Source organism: Saccharopolyspora hordei, assembly GCF_013410345.1.
Classification (GTDB): Bacteria; Actinomycetota; Actinomycetes; order Mycobacteriales; family Pseudonocardiaceae; genus Saccharopolyspora; species Saccharopolyspora hordei.
The window spans coordinates 5,458,232-5,478,858 of the sequence record NZ_JACCFJ010000001.1; the positions used below are offsets into that span (position 1 = coordinate 5,458,232).

General features: G+C 69.6%; 21 protein-coding genes. 9 read left to right on the forward strand and 12 right to left on the reverse strand.

Annotated features, from left to right (window positions below):
- The first annotated feature begins 99 nt into the window (after positions 1 to 99).
- Entirely contained in the window at positions 100 to 948 is an 849-nt protein-coding gene (locus HNR68_RS24875) for an aldo/keto reductase (RefSeq protein WP_179725473.1), read from the forward strand.
- Positions 949 to 1,149: 201 nt separating this feature from the next.
- On the opposite strand, the gene HNR68_RS24880 is transcribed toward HNR68_RS24875, so the two are convergent.
- The 3 genes from HNR68_RS24880 to HNR68_RS24890 all read right to left on the reverse strand — a co-directional run bounded on the left by HNR68_RS24880 (position 1,150) and on the right by HNR68_RS24890 (position 5,051).
- On the reverse strand, positions 1,150 to 1,707 hold the full coding sequence (locus HNR68_RS24880) for a DUF305 domain-containing protein (protein WP_179724141.1): 558 nt from the start codon (positions 1,705 to 1,707) through the stop codon (positions 1,150 to 1,152).
- Between the two features lie 60 nt (positions 1,708 to 1,767).
- Positions 1,768 to 3,147, reverse strand: coding sequence for an LVIVD repeat-containing protein (locus HNR68_RS24885; RefSeq protein ID WP_179724142.1), 1,380 nt, complete (start codon positions 3,145 to 3,147; stop codon positions 1,768 to 1,770).
- Positions 3,148 to 3,902: 755 nt separating this feature from the next.
- On the reverse strand, positions 3,903 to 5,051 hold the full coding sequence (locus HNR68_RS24890) for an IS481 family transposase (RefSeq protein WP_179724143.1): 1,149 nt from the start codon (positions 5,049 to 5,051) through the stop codon (positions 3,903 to 3,905).
- Between the two features lie 270 nt (positions 5,052 to 5,321).
- On the opposite strand from HNR68_RS24890, the gene HNR68_RS24895 reads away from it, so the two are divergent.
- The 5 genes from HNR68_RS24895 to HNR68_RS24915 all read left to right on the forward strand — a co-directional run bounded on the left by HNR68_RS24895 (position 5,322) and on the right by HNR68_RS24915 (position 8,883).
- The gene (locus HNR68_RS24895; protein WP_343050398.1) at positions 5,322 to 5,747 is read left to right on the forward strand and encodes a helix-turn-helix domain-containing protein; all 426 of its coding nucleotides are present in this window, start codon (positions 5,322 to 5,324) and stop codon (positions 5,745 to 5,747) included.
- Positions 5,744 to 6,535, forward strand: a complete 792-nt coding sequence (locus tag HNR68_RS24900) for a DUF2637 domain-containing protein (RefSeq protein ID WP_179724145.1) — start codon at positions 5,744 to 5,746, stop codon at positions 6,533 to 6,535. The genes HNR68_RS24895 and HNR68_RS24900 overlap by 4 nt, the downstream gene beginning before the upstream one ends.
- A gap of 87 nt (positions 6,536 to 6,622) precedes the next feature.
- Positions 6,623 to 7,075, forward strand: coding sequence for a MaoC family dehydratase (locus HNR68_RS24905; protein ID WP_179725475.1), 453 nt, complete (start codon positions 6,623 to 6,625; stop codon positions 7,073 to 7,075).
- 42 nt (positions 7,076 to 7,117) lie between these two features.
- Positions 7,118 to 7,900: an electron transfer flavoprotein subunit beta/FixA family protein gene (locus tag HNR68_RS24910; protein ID WP_179724146.1), complete on the forward strand. Its 783-nt coding sequence runs from the start codon at positions 7,118 to 7,120 to the stop codon at positions 7,898 to 7,900.
- 32 nt (positions 7,901 to 7,932) lie between these two features.
- Complete coding sequence (locus tag HNR68_RS24915; RefSeq protein ID WP_179724147.1) at positions 7,933 to 8,883, forward strand: electron transfer flavoprotein subunit alpha/FixB family protein; 951 nt, start codon at positions 7,933 to 7,935, stop codon at positions 8,881 to 8,883.
- Positions 8,884 to 8,990: 107 nt separating this feature from the next.
- Here HNR68_RS24915 and HNR68_RS24920 read toward each other — a convergent pair whose 3' ends face one another.
- The 3 genes from HNR68_RS24920 to HNR68_RS24930 are packed head-to-tail and all read right to left on the reverse strand — an operon-like array spanning position 8,991 to position 10,920.
- Complete coding sequence (locus HNR68_RS24920) at positions 8,991 to 9,344, reverse strand: nuclear transport factor 2 family protein (protein ID WP_179724148.1); 354 nt, start codon at positions 9,342 to 9,344, stop codon at positions 8,991 to 8,993.
- Positions 9,345 to 9,398: 54 nt separating this feature from the next.
- On the reverse strand, positions 9,399 to 10,376 hold the full coding sequence (locus tag HNR68_RS24925; RefSeq protein ID WP_179724149.1) for an NADPH:quinone reductase: 978 nt from the start codon (positions 10,374 to 10,376) through the stop codon (positions 9,399 to 9,401).
- Between the two features lie 16 nt (positions 10,377 to 10,392).
- A complete protein-coding gene (locus HNR68_RS24930; protein ID WP_179724150.1) occupies positions 10,393 to 10,920 on the reverse strand; it encodes a PadR family transcriptional regulator in 528 nt (175 codons plus the stop codon).
- A 129-nt stretch (positions 10,921 to 11,049) separates the two neighbouring features.
- On the opposite strand from HNR68_RS24930, the gene HNR68_RS26540 reads away from it, so the two are divergent.
- From HNR68_RS26540 to HNR68_RS24940, 3 genes are all read left to right on the forward strand, one after another.
- Positions 11,050 to 11,421, forward strand: a complete 372-nt coding sequence (locus tag HNR68_RS26540) for a hypothetical protein (protein ID WP_218888418.1) — start codon at positions 11,050 to 11,052, stop codon at positions 11,419 to 11,421.
- A gap of 157 nt (positions 11,422 to 11,578) precedes the next feature.
- Complete coding sequence (locus HNR68_RS26545) at positions 11,579 to 11,764, forward strand: hypothetical protein (protein WP_218888419.1); 186 nt, start codon at positions 11,579 to 11,581, stop codon at positions 11,762 to 11,764.
- A gap of 38 nt (positions 11,765 to 11,802) precedes the next feature.
- Positions 11,803 to 12,609: an alpha/beta fold hydrolase gene (locus tag HNR68_RS24940; RefSeq protein ID WP_179724151.1), complete on the forward strand. Its 807-nt coding sequence runs from the start codon at positions 11,803 to 11,805 to the stop codon at positions 12,607 to 12,609.
- A 53-nt stretch (positions 12,610 to 12,662) separates the two neighbouring features.
- Here HNR68_RS24940 and HNR68_RS24945 read toward each other — a convergent pair whose 3' ends face one another.
- Genes HNR68_RS24945 through HNR68_RS24970 form a run of 6 tightly spaced genes read right to left on the reverse strand, consistent with a single transcriptional unit; the run spans position 12,663 to position 20,609 of the window.
- Positions 12,663 to 13,376: a maleylpyruvate isomerase family mycothiol-dependent enzyme gene (locus HNR68_RS24945; protein WP_179724152.1), complete on the reverse strand. Its 714-nt coding sequence runs from the start codon at positions 13,374 to 13,376 to the stop codon at positions 12,663 to 12,665.
- Positions 13,373 to 14,194 carry a fumarylacetoacetate hydrolase family protein gene (locus HNR68_RS24950; protein ID WP_179724153.1) on the reverse strand — a complete coding sequence of 274 codons (822 nt, stop codon included), beginning with the start codon at positions 14,192 to 14,194 and terminating at the stop codon, positions 13,373 to 13,375. The genes HNR68_RS24945 and HNR68_RS24950 overlap by 4 nt, the downstream gene beginning before the upstream one ends.
- Positions 14,191 to 15,267 (reverse strand): cupin domain-containing protein, encoded by a 1,077-nt coding sequence (locus tag HNR68_RS24955; protein ID WP_179724154.1) that lies wholly within the window; start codon positions 15,265 to 15,267, stop codon positions 14,191 to 14,193. Before HNR68_RS24955 ends, HNR68_RS24950 begins: the two co-directional genes overlap by 4 nt.
- A gap of 20 nt (positions 15,268 to 15,287) precedes the next feature.
- Complete coding sequence (locus HNR68_RS24960) at positions 15,288 to 16,976, reverse strand: (2,3-dihydroxybenzoyl)adenylate synthase (protein ID WP_179724155.1); 1,689 nt, start codon at positions 16,974 to 16,976, stop codon at positions 15,288 to 15,290.
- Entirely contained in the window at positions 16,969 to 19,029 is a 2,061-nt protein-coding gene (locus HNR68_RS24965; RefSeq protein ID WP_179724156.1) for an acetate--CoA ligase family protein, read from the reverse strand. Before HNR68_RS24965 ends, HNR68_RS24960 begins: the two co-directional genes overlap by 8 nt.
- Positions 19,026 to 20,609 (reverse strand): FAD-dependent monooxygenase, encoded by a 1,584-nt coding sequence (locus tag HNR68_RS24970; RefSeq protein WP_179724157.1) that lies wholly within the window; start codon positions 20,607 to 20,609, stop codon positions 19,026 to 19,028. The genes HNR68_RS24965 and HNR68_RS24970 overlap by 4 nt, the downstream gene beginning before the upstream one ends.
- Between the last annotated feature and the right edge of the window lie 18 nt (positions 20,610 to 20,627).

Consider the following 20,627-nt stretch of genomic DNA (forward strand, 5'->3'; position numbering starts at 1 on the left):
TGCAACCACCGCTAGAACCCGAGCAGCTCCCCCTCGACCTCGAACGGCACCCCGCGCGCCGGGGGCGCCGGGACGCTCGCCGACCGCACAGTCTCCCGCATCGGCTTCGGCGCGATGCAGCTGGAGCGCCTGCACACCGACCGTGACGCGGCGATCGGGCTGCTGCGCCGCGCGGTGGAGCTCGGCGTCGACCACGTCGACACCGCCCAGTTCTACGGCGGCGGCTTCGTCAACAGCGTGATCCGCGACGCGCTCACCCCGGAGGACGGTGTCGTGGTGGTCAGCAAGGTCGGCGCCGAACCGAACCCGGGCGGCCCGGTCCCGCTCCGCCCCGCCCAGCGGCCGGAGCAGCTGCGGGCGAGCGTCGACGCCAACCTCGCCGCCCTCGGTCTCGAGCAGGTCCCGGTGGTGAACCTCCGCCGCCTGGACACCGGACCGGGCCTGCGCGCCGAGGGCGACCAGGACGTCGACCTCGACGACCAGCTGGCGGTGATGACCGCGCTGCGGGACGAGGGCAAGATCGGCGCGATCGGCCTGAGCTCGGTCACCCTGGACGTGCTGCGCCGCGCGCTCCCCGCCGGGATCGCCTGCGTGCAGAACTCCTACAGCCTGGTCTCGCGCGCGGACGAGGAGCTGCTGCGGCTCTGCGTCGACGAGGGCATCGCCTGGGTCCCGTTCTTCCCGCTGGGTGGCGCCTTCCCCGGCCTGCCGAAGGTGACCGACGAACCGGCCGTCGTCGCGGCGGCGCAGGCGCTCGGCCGCACCCCCGCGCAGGTCGGTCTCGCCTGGTTGCTGCACCACGCGCCGAACGTGCTGCTCATCCCCGGCACGGCGGACCCCGCCCACCTCGAGGACAACGTCGCCGCCGGGTCGATCGCCCTGGACGCCGCGACGATGTCCACACTGGACGCCGTTCCGCCGCGGGGCGGTGACGTCGTCCTCGGCTGAACCGCGGTCAGTGGTGGTCGCCGGTGGTGGCCGCGCCCACGAAGGCCATCGAGCCGGGTCCCGGTCGCCGGACCCGCAGCCGGCGTTCCGGGTGACCGACCCGGCGCGGTGCCGGCGGCGTTCCGCTCCTGAGGGCCGGCACCCGGCTGGACGACCTCCTCGCCCGGCGCCCGGCCGCCGCCGAGTGGCGACCGTCCTGGCTCACTGGGACTGCTGCAGCTCCTGCATGATCGCGAGCTGGGCCTTCTGGCTGGACATCATGTCCTGGGCCATCTGGTTCAGCTCCTGGTCGCTGCCGTGCAGGATCACGTCCTGCAGCATCCGCACCGCGCCCTCGTGGTGCGGGATCATCAGGTCCAGGTACGTCCGGTCGAAGTCGGGCCCGGACAGCGTCGCGAGCTGGTCCATCTCCTCACGGGTGGCCATGCCCATCTGCTCGATCATCTCCGGCATGCCGAGCAGCTCCTCGTACGCCGCGGGGGCGTCGGTGACCGGCAGGCCGTTGCGTCCCTGCCAGCCCTGCAGCATCTTGATCTCCAAGCCCTGCTCGGTGCGGATGCGGTCCGCCAGGGACTGCAGCTCGGGGTCCGACGCGCGGTCCGGCGCCAGCTCGGACATGAGGATCGCCTGGTAGTGGTGCGGGACCATCATGGCGGCGAACTCGGCGTCGACGTCGTCCGACGTCTGCGCGACCGCGGTCCCCGCTCCGAACAGGCCTGCCAGCAGCAGCGCCACCAGCAGGGCGAGCTTCCGTGACATCGTTCGCCGTCCTTTCCGAACGGCCGAGCGCCGGGCCCGCGGGCCCGGCGCTCAGGCGGATCACTCGGGGTACGCGTACTGCGTCTGCGGGTTGAGGATGTCGAGCTTGACCTTGTCGGCCTCGTCCATGCCGGGCCCGGTCACCTTCATGACGTCCAGGCCGCGGGTGATGTCGCTGGAGTAGACGTAGCCGTTGTAGTAGTACGCCGACCACGACCCACCCAGGACCAGGTTCTCGTCCACCGGGCCGCGGTCGAAGTAGCCGATCTCGACCGGGGCCGTGGTGTCGGTGAAGTCGAAGATCGACACCCCGCCCTGGTACCAGGACTGCACGTAGACGTTGCGGCCCGGGATCGGGATCAGGTTCCCGTTGTGCGCCACGCAGTTCTCGGCGTCGGTCTGGTAGCGCGGGATCTTGAAGTAGCTCTGGAACTCGAGCCCGCGCTCGGCGCCGGAGCCGGTGATGGTGTAGATCGCGTCCGCACCGTGCGTCGGCCCGGTCTCCTCGTTGCAGGTCGGCGCGCCACCGCCGCCCAGCTCGTCGGTGAAGATCAGGCCCGTGCCGTCGTTGGTGAACGTCGCCGAGTGGTAGAAGGCGAAGTTCGGGTCCTGCACGGTGGCCAGCACCTTCGGCGCGACCCGGTCGGAGATGTCCAGCAGGACACCGTCACCCATGCACGCCCCGCCGGCGAGGTCGAGGTCCGGGTACACGGTGATGTCGTGGCAGCCCGCGGTGCCTTCCGCGCCGCCGTCCGGGAACAGCACCGGTTCCGCGACCACCTCCGCGGCGGCCGGGTCGCCGGCCGGAACGCCGATGATGGAGATGGAGTCGTGCGGCGGCTGGCAGTTCGGGAACGCCGGGTCCGGGTTGTAGGACGAGACGTAGACGAAGACCTCACCGGGGTTCTTGCCCGGCACCATGGTGTTGGTGTGCGAACCGCACGAGGTCTTGACCCCCTTGACGTAGCGCGGGTTCGCCACGTCGCTGATGTCGAAGATCCGCACGCCCTCCCAGGAGTTCGGGTCCTCGTAGGACCCCTCACCGCTCTGGCAGGTGTCGTCGGTGCGCGCGTAGTCCACCGACATGAACAGCAGCTTGCCGTCCGGGCTCACCGACACGTCGCCCTGCCCGCCCGGGCAGTGCGTCTGCGAGACGATCTTCGGGTCCTGCGGGTTGCGGATGTCGTAGATGGTGAACCCGTCGTAGGCGCCCTGGATCGCGTAGTCCTTGTAGAACGCGAGGTCGGTGTGGGTCGACTCGGCGAGCGGCCCCTGCCGCGGGACGTTCGCCACCGGCCGGACGTTGTCGCTGTGCTCCACGTCGTCCCCCGGCGGCTGCGCCCCGGCGGACGGCACCGCCAACGCCAGTCCCGCCACCGCAGCGGCCACGCCGAGCACGAGCGGCCTGCGCAACCGCCGCCGCCAACGCAACTCCGACATCCGTCAACCTCCCTGTACACACCGGGCGATCCCGGAAAGCGGGATTTCCGGCGAGAGCCTGTCACGCTGAAGGGTGATCCAACAGGGAGAGCCGTCCGGTTACGCACAACGCCCACCCACGACGAGCAACCGCCGCAACATCGGTTGCTCCGAACGGTCGCACGGCGGGTACGGGAGGGCCTGCGACGTCACTGCTCGGACGGCGCAGCGGTGGGAGACCGGACTCGCGCAACCCGGCACGGCTCGCGCGTCCCGTCGAGCGGGCGAGCGTCCGTGCCCAACGGACGATCACAGTGGACGGTCCACGGGAGCGCACCGTCTGCGCAGTGCTCGCTCCGCGACCTGGTCCGGCGTCTCCCGGGCTCGATGGTCCCGCCGGGGAGCTCCCCGCTCCACACGTCCGGGGTGGAGCGGTGCCACCAGCCAGGAGCACGCGCTCGCCGGTGTCGTCGAAGAGCACGGTCAGGCCGGGGCCGGGAACCAGTTGACGTGGTGCTCGGACCGTGCCCCGGCGGGCCGGGAGACCTCCGCCCGCCCGACGCGCACCCACTCGCTGTCGCGAGGGGAGCTCCCCGCGTGATGCTCGCGCTCGTCACCCCGGCTGAGGCCTCCGCGGCCGCGGGACTCGACCGGGCACCGGGCGATCGGATGACGACCTCCCAGACCGGACCGCCGCCGGCGCCGCCGAGGGTCGTGAGTGCGTGAACCGGCTGGAGCCGGTTGTCGTGTCTCAGGTCCTCATGGACGGTTGTGTCTCATGACGTCGTGGACAGTTGTGGTGTGAGTCGTTGGTAGCGGACGCTGCGGTTGAGGGTCAGCGTCCGTACGACCGTGTCGTTGATCATGATGCTGACGCGGTCGCCTTGCCAGTGCAGGGTAGCGGTGTGTCCGGCCCATCGGCGGCCGATGACGATGGAGCAGTTGGAGAAGGCGACCACGCCGGTGCTGGTGACCGGGCGTTGAGTGGTCCCGGCCGGTGGCCGGGCGGCTTTAGTGGGGGTGGCTTTGGGGGTGGCGTGGTAGCGCTGCTGGGGTGTGTGGCCACCGATGCCTTGGTGGCGGCGGTTGTTGTACATCGCCCGGTACTGCTCCAGCAGCTGTTGTAGCTGCTCAAGGGTGGCCGGTGGGGGTTGTTTGGCCAGCCATCGGCGCAGGGTTTGGTGGCTGCGTTCGTCCTTGCCGCAGGTCTGGGGGTGGTAGGGGGTGGAGGCGATGGCCTGCACCCCGGTGGCGGCCAGGCGGCGTTCCAGCTCGGCCATGCCGCCGCGGTGCCGGGATGAGAACGCCAGCCCGTTGTCGGTGAGGATCTTCACCGGCACCCCGTAGCCGGCGAAGGCCTGCTGCAGCGCCGCCCAGGTCTCCTCACCGTTTTCGCTGGTGGCGGCGTAGGTGCCCACATCCAGCCGGGAATGATCGTCCAGAATCTGCAGGATGCAGACCTTCTCGCCACCGGCGAGGTAGAACTCCATCCCGTCGATCTGCCACAGCCCGTTGGGCTCGGCGTATTCGAACCGGCGCCGACAGCGGGGGCGTTTACGCGGCTGCGGCACCACGTGGCCTTCAGCGACCAGGATGCGGTGGATCGTGGCCCGCGAGGGCACCGGCACCACCCCGAGCTCTTCCAGCCGCCACCCGATCGAGATCGCCCCGTTGTCCCGGCCCTCCTCGGCCAGCTGTTTGCGGGCCCGCACGATCGCCTCCCGCACCCGCGGCGGGGTCGTCGTCGGCCGCCGCCGCGGGGCCGACGACCGGCGCAGGAACCCCGCCGCCCCTTCCTTCCTGAACCGCGCGAGGTACTTGTAGAACACCGTCCGCGACACCCCGTGCTCGGCACAGAACCGCGAGATGTTCAGCTTCTCCCCGCCTGCCACCGCGGCCACCGCCGCGACCAGGTCCGGATCCATCGAAAACCCAGTTCCGCCCACCACTGATCATCATCAGCACCAGGCCAGCCAGTGTTCACGAGGTCCCGAAACACCAACTGTTCACGAGGTCCTGAGCAACAACAACCGGCTGCAGCCGGTCTGCGCACTCACGACCCGCAACGGGCTCGAAGCCGCGGCGCCGGACACGCGGACAGTCACTCAAGAACGGACCAGGGCCGACGCTCGTTCGCGTCGGCCCTGGTCATCCGGGTGGAGGTTGGAGGAGCTTATTACAACCCCGGGCTCCACGTGAAAGACCAGGTCGTGGCGCTAGAAGCACTGCGGCAGAAGCTGCCGGACCTGAATGCGCCCGCCCAACCGACACCCAAGCGGGCAAAGCCTGGCCGCGCCCGGCAGCTCGACAGCGACCAGGTGCGGCAACTGATCGCCGGCTACCAGTCCGGCGCCACCGTCTACGAGCTGGGGGGTCAGTTCGGCATCGAGCGCCGCACCGTGTCCGCGATCCTGCATCGCCACGGTGTCCCGATGCGCCGCCGCGGCCTGTCCGTCGAGCAGATCGACGACGCCGTCCGGCTCTACAACCAGGGGTGGTCGCTAGCCCGGATCGCCGCACGCATGAACGTTGCCGCCGGCACCGTCCGCCAACGCTTACACGAGCGTGGCGTCCCGATCCGCGACACCCAGGGAATGCCTCGGGCGGGTGACGCCCGATGACCGGCACGCCATCCACACCGAGCGCCGGCCCCGATCGATCGCTGCACCTGCAGTGCGCGTGCACCCTGTTAGTGGCCGTGGGGGCGGCCTACGTCTCCTACCGACACGGCCGCGCCTTCGCCCTGCGATTCGGCGCCGATGCCACCACCGCCACCCTCTGGCCACTCATCGTCGACGGGTTGTTGACGATGGCCACAATCGAGCTGTGGAAGGCTGGCCACCGTCATGGCGCCACCGGGCGGTGGAAGGCATGGCTGTCGTTCACTCTCGGCATCGGGCTCTCGCTATGCGCCAACATCGCCTCCGCACCCGAGCACAACGCCTTCTCCATCGCCGTCGCCGCCTGCCCACCCCTGGCACTACTGCTGTCCGTCGAACTCCTCAACCAAGCACTCAAACGCCACCGCGCGGAAACGGTACGGGACACGGTTCATGACTCCGGCGAGTCCGCACCCGAACAGACGCACCCGGGCCAGGCCAGCCCGACACCGGAGCCTCCCGAAGAGGCCAAGGAGATGCCAGTGCTGCGCACGGTGGTGAACAACGTGCCTGGTCAGCCCCCTGCCAGCACGGATACAGCCACAAATAACGGCCCCGGCTTCAACGACCCCTTACGGGACAAAGCGTTCCGGCTCGACGCCGAACATTGGCACCAACACCAACGCCCGATCTCCGCGGACACTCTTCGACGAAGGCTCGGCATCGGCTCGGCCCGAGCCCGCGCCCTCATCCACCAGATCCGACGACACCGCACTCCAGCACCGCAGCAACCCGCGCCCACACCCTAAACACACGGCCACGATGCCAACACAGGGTGTGTACTGCGTCACACAGAGACAGTTCGATCGTCTCACCCGGGCACGCCGCGCTCGCCTCTGCGGCGATTCCTCAGCACGACATCCCCTGTCCGCCTTGTCGGGAGAGATGCTCACTGGCTCGAGGTCGACCAACAGCGAATCGACCGGTTCGCCGAGGCCACGGGCGACCACCAGTGGATCCACGTCGACCCCGAACGCGCGCACAGCGGCCCGCACGGGTCCACCATCGCGCACGGATTCCTGACGCTGTCGCTCGTCGTTCCGCTCACCTCCGGAATGATCAAGCTGGTCCCGGCGACGATGAAGCTCAACTACGGCCTGGACAAGGTCCGCTTCGTCAACGCGGTCCCCTCCGGATCACGCGTGCGCGCCACCGCCGAGCTCCTCGCCGTCGAGCGGACCAAGGCGGGGATGCGGATCAAGCAGAACGTCGTCGTCGAGCTCGCAGGCAGCCCACGGCCCGCCTGCGTCGCCGAAACCCTTGGCGTGTTCGTGCTCGGCGAAGCGTGAACATCGCAGCGATTCTCCTCAACTACGAAGGTTTGGCCGAACATGAACATCGTCCTCCTGGTTAAGCAGGTGCCCGACACGTATTCCGAACGGAAGCTGTCTGCTGCGGATCACACGTTGGACCGCGAGTCGGCGGATGCCGTGTTGGATGAGATCAACGAGCGCGCCGTGGAGGAGGCGCTGTTGATCAAGGAGGCTCAGGGCGGCGAAGTGACCGTCGTGTGCATGGGCCCGGACCGCGCCACGGATGCCATCCGCAAGGCGCTGTCGATGGGTGCGGACAAGGCGGTGCACCTCGCCGACGAGGCGTTGCACGGCACGGACGCCCCCGCCACCGCCAAGGCGCTGGCGAAGGTCATCGGCACCGTCGAGGGTGTCGACCTGGTGATCGCGGGTAACGAGGCGACCGACGGTCGCTCGGGCGCGGTGCCGGCGATGGTCGCCGAGGTGCTCGGCTGGCCGCAGCTGACCTTCGCGCGCAAGGTCGAGACCGATGGTTCCGCGGTGAAGGTCGAGCGCGAGACCGACGCGGGCATCCTGACCGTCGAGGCCGGTCTGCCGGCCGTCGTGTCGGTCACCGAGAAGATCAACGAGCCGCGGTACCCGTCGTTCAAGGGCATCATGGCCGCGAAGAAGAAGCCGGTGACCGCGCTGTCGCTGGCCGATGCGGGCATCGACGCCTCCGAGGTGGGTCTGGCCAACGCCGGCTCCCAGGTGGTCGAGTCCGCTCCGAAGCCGCCGAAGTCCGGTGGTGTGAAGGTCACCGACGAGGGCGAAGGCGGCGTTCAGGTCGCCGAGTTCCTGGCCGGCGAGAAGCTGCTCTGAGTCGTTCACGATTTTCGAGGAGGCATTGATTCATGGCTGAGGTTCTGGTCCTCGTCGATCACGTGGACGGCGAGGTCAAGAAGGTCACGTACGAGCTGCTGACCGCGGCGCGTCGCATTGGCGAGCCGTCGGCGGTCGTCGTCGGCGAGCCGGGCACCGCGGGCAAGCTGTCCGAGGCGTTGGGCTCCTACGGTGCGGCGAAGGTCTACGCGGCCGAGTCCGCCGAGGCCGCCGAGTACCTGGTGACGCCGCAGGTCGACGTGCTGGCCGCGCTGGCCGGTTCGGCGAGCCCGGCGGCGGTGCTGGTGCCGGCGTCGGTCGACGGCAAGGAGATCGCCGGTCGTCTGGCGATCCGCCTGGGCTCGGGTCTGCTGTCGGAGGTCGTGGACGTCGACGCCGACGGCGTGGCGTCGCACTCGCTGTTCGGCGGCACCTACGACGCCAAGGCGAAGGTCACCCAGGGCACCCCGGTGATCACCGTGCTGCCCGGCAGCATCGAGGCCGAGCAGGCCACTGGTGCCGCGGCGGTCGAGCAGGTCGAGGTTCCGGCGGCGTCCGGTGCCAAGATCACCGGTCGGCAGCCGGCCGAGGCCGGCGACCGCCCCGAGCTCACCGAGGCCAGCATCGTGGTCTCCGGTGGTCGCGGTGTCGGTTCGGCCGAGCAGTTCGAGGTCGTGGAGAAGCTGGCCGACACGCTGGGCGCCGCTGTGGGTGCTTCGCGTGCCGCGGTGGACTCCGGCTACTACCCGCACCAGTTCCAGGTCGGCCAGACCGGTAAGACGGTCTCGCCGCAGCTCTACATCGCCCTGGGCATCTCCGGTGCGATCCAGCACCGGGCGGGCATGCAGACCTCCAAGACGATCGTCGCGGTGATCAAGGACCCGGAGGCGCCGATCTTCGAGATCGCCGACTACGGCGTCGTGGGTGAACTGTTCAAGGTCGCCCCGCAGCTCACCGACGAGGTCACCAAGCGCAAGGGCTGACCCCTGACGAGAAAAGCGGCCGCGCTCACCCGCAGGCCACATGAGACCACGCCCGCCAGGCCCGAGACCGTCCAGCGCATGCGCGCTAACCGCATCGCTGGCACGGCTCAGGCGTTGGGTGTCAGGGCGTAGCGCACGGTCTGGGCCTGGATGAGGCCGTCGCGGATGACGAAGGTGTCGACGCCGTGCGTGGCGTTGTTCTTCGACGATGTCGCTTCCCACTCCAGGAAGACGATGTCACCGGCGAGTTCGGTGGTCTTCATGTCCCACTGCGCCTGTGGCAAGTCGGTGAACAGTTGGACGAAGTTCTCGCGGGCTCCTTCCTTGCCGCGCTTCACACCGGCCGGGGTGATGATCACAGCATCATCGGCGAAGTTCGCAGTGAGTGCGTCGAGGTCTTCGGCTCCGAGCGCCTCGCCGTGGCTGGCGAAAACCTCGGCGGCTGTGCGTGCGTCCTTCATGTTCGGTCGCCTCTCCTTCGATTTGATCTCTGTTTTGGAGCAAGAAGATGCCGCTCATTGTGGAATGGTGACCAGCACGCGGCCTCCTCCCCCGGAGTCGACTCGTTCGTGGGAATCGGCGATCTGCTCCAGGGGGAAGCGCTGGGCGATGTCGACGCGCAGGGCACCGACGGCAGCGGCGGCGGTCAGGTCGCGGGCGGCCTGCCGCTTGGCGGTAACCGGGACGTCGTCGCTGCCGATCAGCCGCAGCGTGACGTTGGCGAACAGCAGTGGCCAGAAAGGGATTTCAGTGCGGTCTTGGCGGGTGGCGTAAGCGGCGATGACAGCATTGTTGGCCACGACCTCGACGTCGAGGTCGGCGTTGTCCGACATCGAGACTTCGACGATGCGGTTGACCCCGTCCGGTGCGAGGTCTCGAATGGCGCCGATCGCATCGTCGTCGAGCGCGACTGCGTGACTCACCGACAACGGGTCGACGCGCGGCAGGTCCGAACTCCTTCGGACCGTGCCGATCACGGTCGCACCCGCCCAGCGCGCGAGCTGCGCGGCCATTGACCCCACGCCGCCGAGCACGCCGTGCACCAGCACCACCGCTCCGTCGACGGGCCCGTCGACGAACACCGCGCGGTGAGCGGTGATCCCCGGAATCCCCACGCTCGCACCGAGATCGTCGGAGACGTGGTCCGGCAGCGGCACCGCCATGTACTCGGGAACCGCGGTAAACTGCGCAGCCGTACCGAAGGCGCGGTAAGACTGAGCGCCGTAGACCCAGACGCGCTCACCGATGCGGCCTTCGTCGACACCGTCGCCGACCGCGTCGATCACGCCCGCAGCGTCGCTGTGCGGGATGACCAGCGGGAACGGCATCGACGAACCCAGCCAGCCGCGCCGCTTCTTGGTGTCGCCCGGGTTCACCCCGGACACGGCCACCTGCACTCGCACCTCGCCTGGGCCCGGCTGCGGTTCCGGCAGTTCCCCTACCCGCAGGACATCGCCCGCCGGGCCTTGCGCGTCGTACCAGGCCGCCAGCATGATCCGCCCCTCTCGGCTATGCCTGTTCGCCATCGTCGAGGACTTCGCACAGCCACGCGCGCTCAGCACTGCTGGTGGCGCGCGCGATCCGCAGCATCCCCTGTCGGTAGCGGTCTGTCAGTTCGTCGCTGCGCAGAGGACGGTCCCCGTCGTAGAAGAAGCTCGCCGGTTGTTCCAGGAACTCCAGCCGCCGGCGCAGCACAGCACGCCGTTGCCGCTCGTCGGGCAGCAACGACAAAAACGCCAGGATCGCGAAGAACCGGCTGTTGTCGGTGATCTCGTGCTCGGCGGGCTCCCGCAACCGGTTGAGCAGCTCCTCGCGGCCAGCGTCGGTGAGGTGCAACACGTTGCGCTGCGCGGCGACAGCACCCGGTTCGACCGTGCGCTCCAGCAGTCCCCGCTTCACCAGCCTCTTGATCGCCGGGTAGAGGCTGCCGTCGCTGACCGGCCTGGTGTAGCCGGACAGCTGCGCGACCAGGCGCCGCAGCTCATAACCGTGCAACGGCCCGTCGGCGAGGAAACCGAGGATCTGCAGCTCGAGCATGCTGCTATTGTTCCACATCGAAACGATGTATGTCGTACCGATATATACCGAACCGAGGTGTCACCTCTCACTAGTGCTGATCGCGGCCAGAGACGTCCGCCCTCCCCGCCGCCTCCCTGGAAATGGATCATGGTTTCGCACGTCTCCCCCGCGCCTACGCAATTGCCACACTCCTCCATCGCGATCGCCGCGTTCTCGACGGTCGTCAAGTGGTACGACTTCACGCCCCACCTATTCATGACCACCGTTCTGTCGCGCGTGTTCTTCGGCGGCGGGGACGCCTCGGTGCTCACCGCGCTAGCCGTCTTCGCCATCGGCTACCTGCTGCGACCGCTGGAGGCGCTGGTGTTCGGCCACATCGGCGACCGCTACGGCCGACGGACGGTGCTGCTCGGGTCGATGGCAGTGATGGCACCGCGATGCTGGCCACCGCCCTGCTTCCGACCCGCGCCGCAATCGGCCCGGCCGCCGGGGCTCTGCTGCTGGGATTGCGTTGCGTGATGAGCTTCTCCGTGGGCGGCGAGTACACCGGCGTGCTGACCTACCGGGTCGAAGGTGCCGCGCCGCGACGTCGCGGGCTGGTGGCCTCGCTCGCCGCTGGCGCCCCTCGGCGAACCCGGAGCAGTTCACAACGGGCAGCCGCCTCAGCGGTCTGGCCGTGGGCACCGTCGCCACGAGCGTCTTCGGCGGGCTCACGCCCTACCTGTCGCAGTTCGTCGTCCACTCAACCGGCTGGACGACGGCTCCGGGTGCTCTGGTGGCGGCGGTCGCGCTCGCGGCGCTGCCGGTGCTGCTGCGGCTGCCTGAAACCGCACCGTCCAAGCTCGTGAACACCACGTCGTGAACCGAAATGCGTTGTCCGACAGGCAGGAAGGAAGGCAGATGACCGAGACCGCCGGTACCGTCCACCATGTCCCCTCCACGGACGGGACCAGGATCGGGATCACCAGCACCGGTAGCGGACGACCGATCGTCGTCGTGCACGGCTCGCTGAACACCGCACAGGACTGGCAGCCTCTCGCCGACCGGCTCGCGCCGCACGTGACCACCTGGGCGGTGGACCGGCGCGGGCGCGGGACCAGCGGCGACAACACCGAGCACAGCCTGAAGCAGGAGCAGGACGACATCGCGGCCGTGCTCGACCTCGTCGGCCCGGAGGCCATCCTGGTCGCGCACTCGTTCGGTGCGAGCGTCGCGCTCGACGCTGTGCTCGGCCGACCGCTGGCGGGCGTCGTGCTCTACGAGACCGGGATGCCCGGCGAGGACCACTTCCCCGAATCCACGATCGGGCCGTTCGAAGACGCGGCGCGGCGCGGAGAGCTGGACGTGGCCTTCGAGATGGGGCTGCGGAATGTCATGCGCCTGGACGATGCCGGGGTGGAGGCCTTCCGGTCGAGCCCGGTGTGGTCCGCGCGGGCTGTGCTGATGCCGACCTGGGGCCGAGAACTGCGGGCGCTCAACGACTTCGATCCCGATCTGGGGCGCTTCGCCGCCATCACCGCACCGGCTCTGGTCGTGGTAGGCGATCTCAGTCCCGGCTGGATCGTAGACAACTCCCGTCGGCTGCAGCGGAACCTGCCGAACTCGCGCCTGGTCGAACTCCCCGGCCAGGGGCACGAGGCGTACCTGACCGGGACCGAGCAGTTCGCCGAGGTGCTCCTCGGTTTCGTGCGCGAGATCGACTCCTGACAGCAGTGAGAGCGCCGCATCTGGGGGTGCGGCGCTCTCACGTCTTCAGGTATTCAGAGCCAGCGGCCGAGTTCCGGGAGGTCTCCGGAGTCCGCCTTGAGCCGGCCGGGCCCGCGCCCGGAGATCCAGCGAACGAGGTCCACGGCGCTACCGCGCACCACGTGTGGGGTCTGACCGTCGATGTCGACGCGGTGCTCGGCATCCCGGTCGTCCGGACGCAGGAGCAGGGCAGGGCCTTGACCCTTGCGTTGCCACAGGCCGGTGATGTCGGCCAGCAGCGCGTCGACGAACTCGGGCGGGAAGTCGATGAAGCTGCCGCCGTTGCCCAGGTCGACGGCGTGGATCCAGACCTCTCGGGCCCGCATCCACGGCGTCTCGCTGCAGGGCACGATCCGGCCTTGAGCCGTGCGCACCTCGTGCTGCCAGCGCTCGGCGGGCAAGTCCCGCCAGGAGACGTCGAGGTGGACCGCCGCGTGCTCGGCCAACGCGCGCAACGCCGAGACGCTCAACGTTGCTCCCTCCTCGATCTCCCGGGCCCGCGCCTCCGGCGAGGAGTACATCGGGTTCTCCACCCCGGTCGCGGCCCAGTCGACCAGCCTGGCGATCGCGCGAGCGTTGTAGCCCACGTGCGCCACCAGGTGCCGCCTCGACCACCCCGCCAGCGCGGTGGCCTCGTCGAACTCCGAGTCGCGGAGCTCGGCGAGTTTCCGGGCGAAGTACGCCGAACCCCGCCGAGCCCACTCCAACCGCTGCGCCAACTCCGTCACGACGGTTCCTTGGCGATGTTGACCAGCTCGCCGAGACCACCGATCCGGGTCACCATCTTGCTGCCGGCCTGCAGGTAGCGCGGGGGCTTGCGCGCGTGGCCGACGCCACCGGGGGTGCCGGTGGCGATGACGTCGCCCGGGTTAAGGGTGACGATCTCGGAGATGTAGGCGACCAGGTCGGCCGGGTCGAAGACCAGGTCCTTGACGTTGGAGGACTGCATGACCTCGCCGTCGACCTCGGTGACGATCTCCGCGTCCACCGCGAACTCGTCCGGGGTCACCAGGTACGGCCCGAACGGAGTGGTGGCCTCGAAGGTCTTGCCCTGCAACCACTGCTTCGTCCGGTACTGGTAGTCCCGCACGGTCACGTCGTTGAGCACCGAGTACCCCGCGATGGCCGCCTCGGCGGTGGCGCGGTCGGCGCTGCGGACCTTCGTGCCCACGACCACGGCGAGCTCGGCCTCCCAGTCGATGGCGTCGGAGACCTTCGGCAGCACGATGTCATCGGACGGGCCGATCAGCGCTTCCGGGTACTTCGCGAACAGCGTCGGGTACTCCGGAAGATCGCGACCCATCTCCAGGATGTGGTTGCGGTAGTTCAACCCGACGCACACGATCTTGCCCGGAGCCGGCACGACGGCATCCAGGTCCACTTCGGACAGCCGGTGCCGGGTTCCGTCCGAAGCCGCGGTCTCGCGCCAATCCGAACGGGCCAGCAGGGCGCCCACATCAGCGACCGGGAGCTCCACGGCCTCCTCGCCCTCGACGCGGGCAGCGGCGGTGCGACCGCCCGGCAGGCGCAGCGTGGCCAGCTTCATTCTTCACCTTCCTCGACGAACACTCGCGACTGGTTCAGCCGCTCGAAAATGGGCTGGTCCGAGAACCGGAACAGGTCGAACCCGTCGTCCGAGCGCAGCGACCACTTGGCCCACGACGGCACCACGAACAGATCGCCCTTGGCGATGCGCTGCTCGCGGCCGTCGATGACGACCTCGCCATCGCCCTCGAACACCTGCCACACCGAAGAACCGACCTCGCGGCGCGGACGGGTCCAGGCACCGGCGCGCAGCCGGTGGAACTCGGCGCGGATCGTGGACATGACATCCCCGCCGGTGGTCGGGTTGGTGTAGCGCACGGCCGCGTGGCCGGGCTCCACCGTGGCCGGCTGGCCTTCGTCCTCCAGCAGCAGCTGCTCGCGCAGCGCGGCGTCGGTGTGCTCCCACCGGTAGGCCGCGATGGGCGAGTTGGGCAGGTCGTCCAGGCCCGACAGCGGGCGCAGGCCCGGGTGCGCCCACAACCGCTCCGAACGCGAGATCCGCGGCGTGGCGGGGTCGGTAACCTGCTCGGACCCGAACTCGAAGAACGACGTGTCGGTGTAGTGCACGAACGGGATGTCCAGCCCGTCGATCCACGCCATCGGCTCGTCGGTCTCGTTGTGGTGGCCGTGGAAGTTCCAGCCCGGCGTCAGCAGGAAATCGCCTCGCCGCATCGCCACCGGGTCACCGTTGACGACGGTCCACACGCCCTCGCCCTCCACCACGAAGCGGAAGGCGTTCTGGCTGTGCCGGTGCTCGGGAGCGACCTCCTTCGGCCCCAGGTACTGGATCGCCGCCCACAGCGTCGGCGACGCGTACGGCGCACCGCCCAGGCCCGGGTTGGCCAGCGCGATCGCCCGGCGCTCGCCGCCGCGGCCCACCGGGACCAGGTCACCGGCGCGCTGCGCCAGCGGGTACAGCACGTCCCAGCGCCAGACGTGCGGCACCGCCTTGGGGTTGGGCTGCTGCGGCATCAGGTCGCCCAGCTGAGTCCACAGTGGGTTGAGGTGTTCGGTGGCGAAGTCGGTGTAGAGCTTCTGCAGCTCGACCTCTTCGGTGCTTTCGGTGGCGGTCATTGCATGCCTCCTCGAATCTTTCACGCACCCACCGCGTCAGCGGCGGATTGCTGGTGCTCATCGGCCAGGCGCCGGGCGACGTCGAGGCGGAGCTCCTTCTTGTCGATCTTGCCGACCTTGGTCGTGGTGATCGCGTCGACGATGATCAGCTTTTCCGGGAACTTGAACTTGGCGACACCCGCGTTCTCCATCACCTGGTGCACGTCGGACAACCCAACGTCGTAACCGGGCTTGGGCACGACGTAGAGGCAGACGCGTTCGCCGAGGTCCGGGTCGGGCATCGCGATGGCCGCGGCGAGGCTGACGCCGTCGACCTGGTAGGCGAAGTTCTCGATCTCCTCGGCGGAGATGTTCTCCCCGCCTCGGTTGATCATGTCCTTGTCGCGGCCCTCGACAACGAGATTGCCATCCGGGCGCAGCCGGACGATGTCGCCGGTGCGGTACCAGCCTTCGGGGGTGAAGGCGCGGGCGTTGTGCTCGGCGGCCTTGAAATAGCCGCGCGGCGTGTAGGGACCGCGGGTGAGCAGCACGCCGGGTTCACCGATGGGCAGTTCGTTGCCCGTCTCGTCGACGACGAGCAGTTCGTCGTCGGGGCACATCGGGCGTCCCTGAGTCGTGCAGACCACGTCGTCGGGGTCGTCGAGGCGCGTGTAGTTCAGCAGTCCCTCGGCCATGCCGAACACCTGCTGCAGGGTGCAGCCGAGCACCGGACGGACCCGGCGCGCGACCTCGTCGGCCAGCCTCGACCCGCCGACCTGCAGCAGTTTCAAGGAGCTCAGGTCAGCGGTGCTGTCCTCGGCGCGGTGGTCCAGCCAGCGTTGCGCCACCGCCGGCACGACCGCGGTGGCCGTCACGCCCTCGCGCTCGATCAGCGGGAATGCCTTGGCCGGGTCCGGCGAGCCCACGACCAGTCGGCCGCCGCACAGCAGCGCGCCGAGCAGGCCCGGGCAGGCCAGCGGGAAGTTGTGGCTCAGCGGCAGGGACGCGTAGTAGACGGTGTCGGAGTCGAAACCGCAGACCTCGGCGCTGCGCTTGGCGTTGTAGGCGTAGTCGTCGTGGGTGCGGGCGATGAGCTTGGGCAGCCCGGTGGTGCCACCGGAGAGCAGGAACACCGCCACCGCGCGGCTGTCCGGCCGGTGCCGGTTCAGCTCCGCGCGGTCCGGAGTGGACTCCGGCGCGGCGCACAACGCGCCCAGGTCGATGTTGCCCTCCGCGACCGACTCGCCCAGCACGAGCAGGTGGCGCACCGAGTCGGACTGCTCGGCGATCTCGCTCGCCATGGCCTGGTGGTCGAAGCCCTTGAGCACGTCGGGAACGGCGATGGCCACCGCCTCGGAGTGCTCGGCGAGGTAGGTCATCTCGTGCTTGCGGTGCCCCGGAAGCGCCATCACCGGGATGACGCCGATGCGCAGGCACGCGTAGGTGAGCACCACGAACTCGAGGACGTTGGGCAGCTGCACCAGCACGCGGTCGTCAGGCCGCAGGCCGAGTCCGAGCAGTCGCTCGGCGGTGGCGTCGGCCCGCTCGGTCAGCTCGCGGTGGGTGAGCCTGCGCTCGCCATCGACGAGCGCGAGCGCGTCGGGCACCTGGCTGGCGACCTCGGCGAGGTGATCGGCCAGGTCGCGTCCCTCCCAGTAGCCCTTCTCGACGTAGCGCTGGGCGAACTCGTCCGGCCACGGCACCACGTCGTGCCAGGTCGGTTCAGGCATTTCGGTCCTCCTCCGTGCGGACGACGACCGCGTCGAGCGCGACGAGGCCGTCCGTGGTCAGGCGGAGCGGGTTGATCTCGATCTCTGTCACCTCGGGGTGCGAGGTGAGCACCGCGGCCAGCGCGGCGACGACCTCGCCGAACTCATGCGGGTTCAGCTCGGGGCCACCGCGCCAGCCGCGCAGCAGCTCCTTGCCGAGCAGTTCACCGGGCATCTCGGCGGCTTCGTTGGCCGTGACCGGGGCGAGCCGGACCGCGACGTCGCCGAGCGCTTCAGCGGCCGTGCCGCCGAGGCCCACCAACACGACCGGTCCGAACACCGGGTCGCGGTGCGCGCCGACGACCAAGTCGACGCCGCCGGGTGCCATCGACTCCACCAAGTACCCGGTCGCTCCGGTCGCCGCATGGATGGCCTCCAGCGCGGCGTCCAGCTCATCCGGGGTGCGCACGCCTAGGTGCACTCCACCCACGTCGGTCTTGTGCAGCACGGTGGCGTCGAGCAGCTTGACCGCCACCGGGCCTCCCAGTTCGGTCAGCGCGCGCTGCGCTTCCTCCCGGCTCGCACATGCCCGCCGAGGTGGAGTGCGGATTCCCAGTTCTGCCAGGTAATTCTTGGCCGCGTGCTCGTCCAGGAGCCCGCCCGGCAAGGCCGGGGCCTGTCGCTCGGCGGCTGTGCCGGTGCGGAACCGCCGCCGGGAATCGGCGACGAGCGCGCGCAGGGCATTGGCCGCGGCCGTCGGTGTCGCGAAGGCAGGAACGCCGGTCTTGTGCAGCTGGATGCGCTGTTCGGCTGCCTCGTCATCCAGCCCGCCCAGCGCCACGACAGCGGGCACGTCGGCCGGCAGGTCGGCGTCCTGCAACGCGGTCACCAGGTCGACGCTGTCGGGTTCGGTGAGCGCGTAGACCACGACCGAGTCGATCGCGTCGTCGCCCGCCACGGCACCCAGCACGGCCGGGAAGCTCTTGTCCGGGCGGCCGGTGTCGACCGGGTTGCGCTGGAAGGTCAACGGCGGCAGCAGTTCCGAAAGCCGGGCCTGCGTCTCGGCGGCCAGCTCGGGCGTGGCGATCTCGTCGGCGCCCGCCCGGTCGGCTAGCAGCAAGCCGGGTCCGGCCTGCGCGGTGACGATGCCCAGCCCGGGGTCGGCCGCAGGGCGAAGCCGCACGCGCGAGAGCGCGGTCAGGGCGTCGACCAGCTCGCGCTCGTCGTCGACGACCACCGCTCCGGCCTGCGCGACCGCGGCCCGGGTGGTGCGCCACGAGGTCGCCAGCGCACCGGTGTGCGACTGGGCGAACTCCGCGACGTCGCTGCGCCCGACCACCAGCGCCACAACGGGTTTCACCTCGGTCAGCCGCCGCAGCGCCCGCACCAGGCGCGGGCCGTCGGGCACCGACTCCAGGTGCAGTGCCACAGCCGTGGTCTGCGGATCGTCAACCAGGTACTCCAGGACGTCGGCGGCGGTGACGTCGACACCGGCGCCGATGCCCACGCCCAGGCTCACGCCGTTGCCCGCGTTGGTCAGCTCGAACGACAGCGCGTGGTTGATGCCGCCGCTGGCCGCCACCACCGCCACTCCCCCAGCGGGCAACTGCCGGGCGCCGGGCACGAAACTGGCGGTCAGCCCGCGGTGCGGCACGAAGAACCCGGAGGTGTTGGGACCCAGCAGCCGAATGCCGGTCTCCTCGGCGACACGGCGCACCGCGTCCTCGTGCGCCTGACCCGCCTCGCCGGCTTCGCCGAACCCTCCGGCGCAGATCAACGCCGCTCGGCACCCAGCCGCAACCGCATCGGCGAGCGCGTCCGCGCACGCCGCAGCAGGCACGCACAGCACGGCGAGGTCCAGGCGCGTCGAGCTGTGCTCAGCGGCTTCGCGCACCGAGGCGTGCAGTCCCGATTCGGGGTCGGGGTTGCGGGAGTTGACCAGCGCAAGACCACCGGTGAAACCGGTCAGCGAGCGGCTCATGACTGCACCCAGCTTGGCGCTCTGCCGCGATGCGCCGACCACCACGATCCCAGATGGCGCGAAAAGCGGTGACAGGTCGGTCGTTTCGCTCATGACTTCGTCTCCGTCGTGGAACCGACCAGATCCGCTCGGCCGGAAAGCAGCAGGGTCTGCGCGCGGTCCTCGTCCAGCTCGTCCTCGACCACCAGCGCGGGCACCTGGTGGTGCAGCCGCGCCTGCTCGGCCAGCAGCGCACGGGTGAGCTTGCTCCCGGACCGCACGGCCACCAGGGACGGCGGCTGATCACCGCGCAGCGCCTCGGCAAGCTCGGTGAAGCGCTCCGGCAGTCCCTCTTCGGTCGCTGGAGCGCTCAGCCACAGAGCCCACTCGCCGTCGCCGGGCCGCGAGGGCAGCGACACCGAGCCGTCCGCCCCTTCGACCACGGGTCCGGTCGGAGTTTCGCGGATTTCGACGCGGCGACCACTGAAGGTCTGGTTCCCGACGCGCAGCGGGGTCACCATCGGGTCGGCGCCGTTGCGCTCACGCCAGTCGCGCTCGACGCGCTCGACGAACTCCGGGTCACGGCGAGCAAGCTTGTCGCGGCCAATGCTGCGGGAGAAGAAGTGGAAGCCGAACTGCGTCGGGTGGAACGCGTCGTGGTAACGGCCGAAGTGCTCCCACCAGGACAGGCTCGGGCGGGCCGCGCCCTGAATCTTCTCCACCGACGGCCTGCGCACCGATTCGTACTCGTCGAGCGCGGTCTCCAGATCGTCGGAGTACTCAGTGACGCTGCGGGCGAGCACGATGGCATCCTCCATGGCCATCTTGGTGCCCGAACCCACCGAGAAGTGCGCGGTGTGGGCGGCGTCGCCGAGCAGAACGACGTTGCCGGAGTGCCAGCGCCCGGTGCGCCAGGTGCGGAAGTTGCCCCAGCGCGAGTTGTTCACCAGCAGCCCATGCCCGTCGATCTGCTCTGCGAAGAGCTTCTCCAGGTATTCCCGGGTCTTCTCGTCGCTGGCACCGGGCGGCTGGCTGACGTCGAACTCGTCGAGGCCGGCCGCGCGCCAGGTCTGCTCGTCGGTCTCCACGATGAACGTGCTGATGTCCTCGCTGATCGGGTAGCCGTGCACCGCGAACGTCCCGTGCGGACCGTGCTCGTGGACGAAGGTCAGTCCGTCGAACATGTAGTCCGTGCCGAACCAGATGAACTTGGCCGTGGCCACGTCCACCTTCGGCGCGAAGGCGTCCTCCAAACCGGCCCGGAAGCGGGAGTTGGCGCCGTCGGCGGCGACGATGAGGTCGTAGTCCGCCAACTGCTCGGCGTCCGAGATCTCGGTGCTGAAGCGCAGGTCCACACCGACCTCGGTGGCGCGGTCGCGCAGCAGGGCGAGCAGCTTGCGGCGGTGGATGGCGGCCATGCCGTTGCCCCCGAAGGACATCCGCTCACCCTTGAGGCGCACCTCGATCTGATCCCAGTGCCTGCCGTGCTCTTCAAGCCCGTGGCGCAGCACCGGGTCGGCCTCGTGAATGCCCGCCAGCGTCGCGTCGGAGAAGACGACGCCGAACCCGAAGATGTCGTCGGGACGGTTCCGCTCGAACACGGTCACGTCGACGGTCGGGTCGGCCTGCTTGATCAGCGTCGCGAAGAACAGCCCGCCGGGGCCGCCTCCTACGCACGCGATCCGAGAAACCATGGAAACCTGCCTCCACCT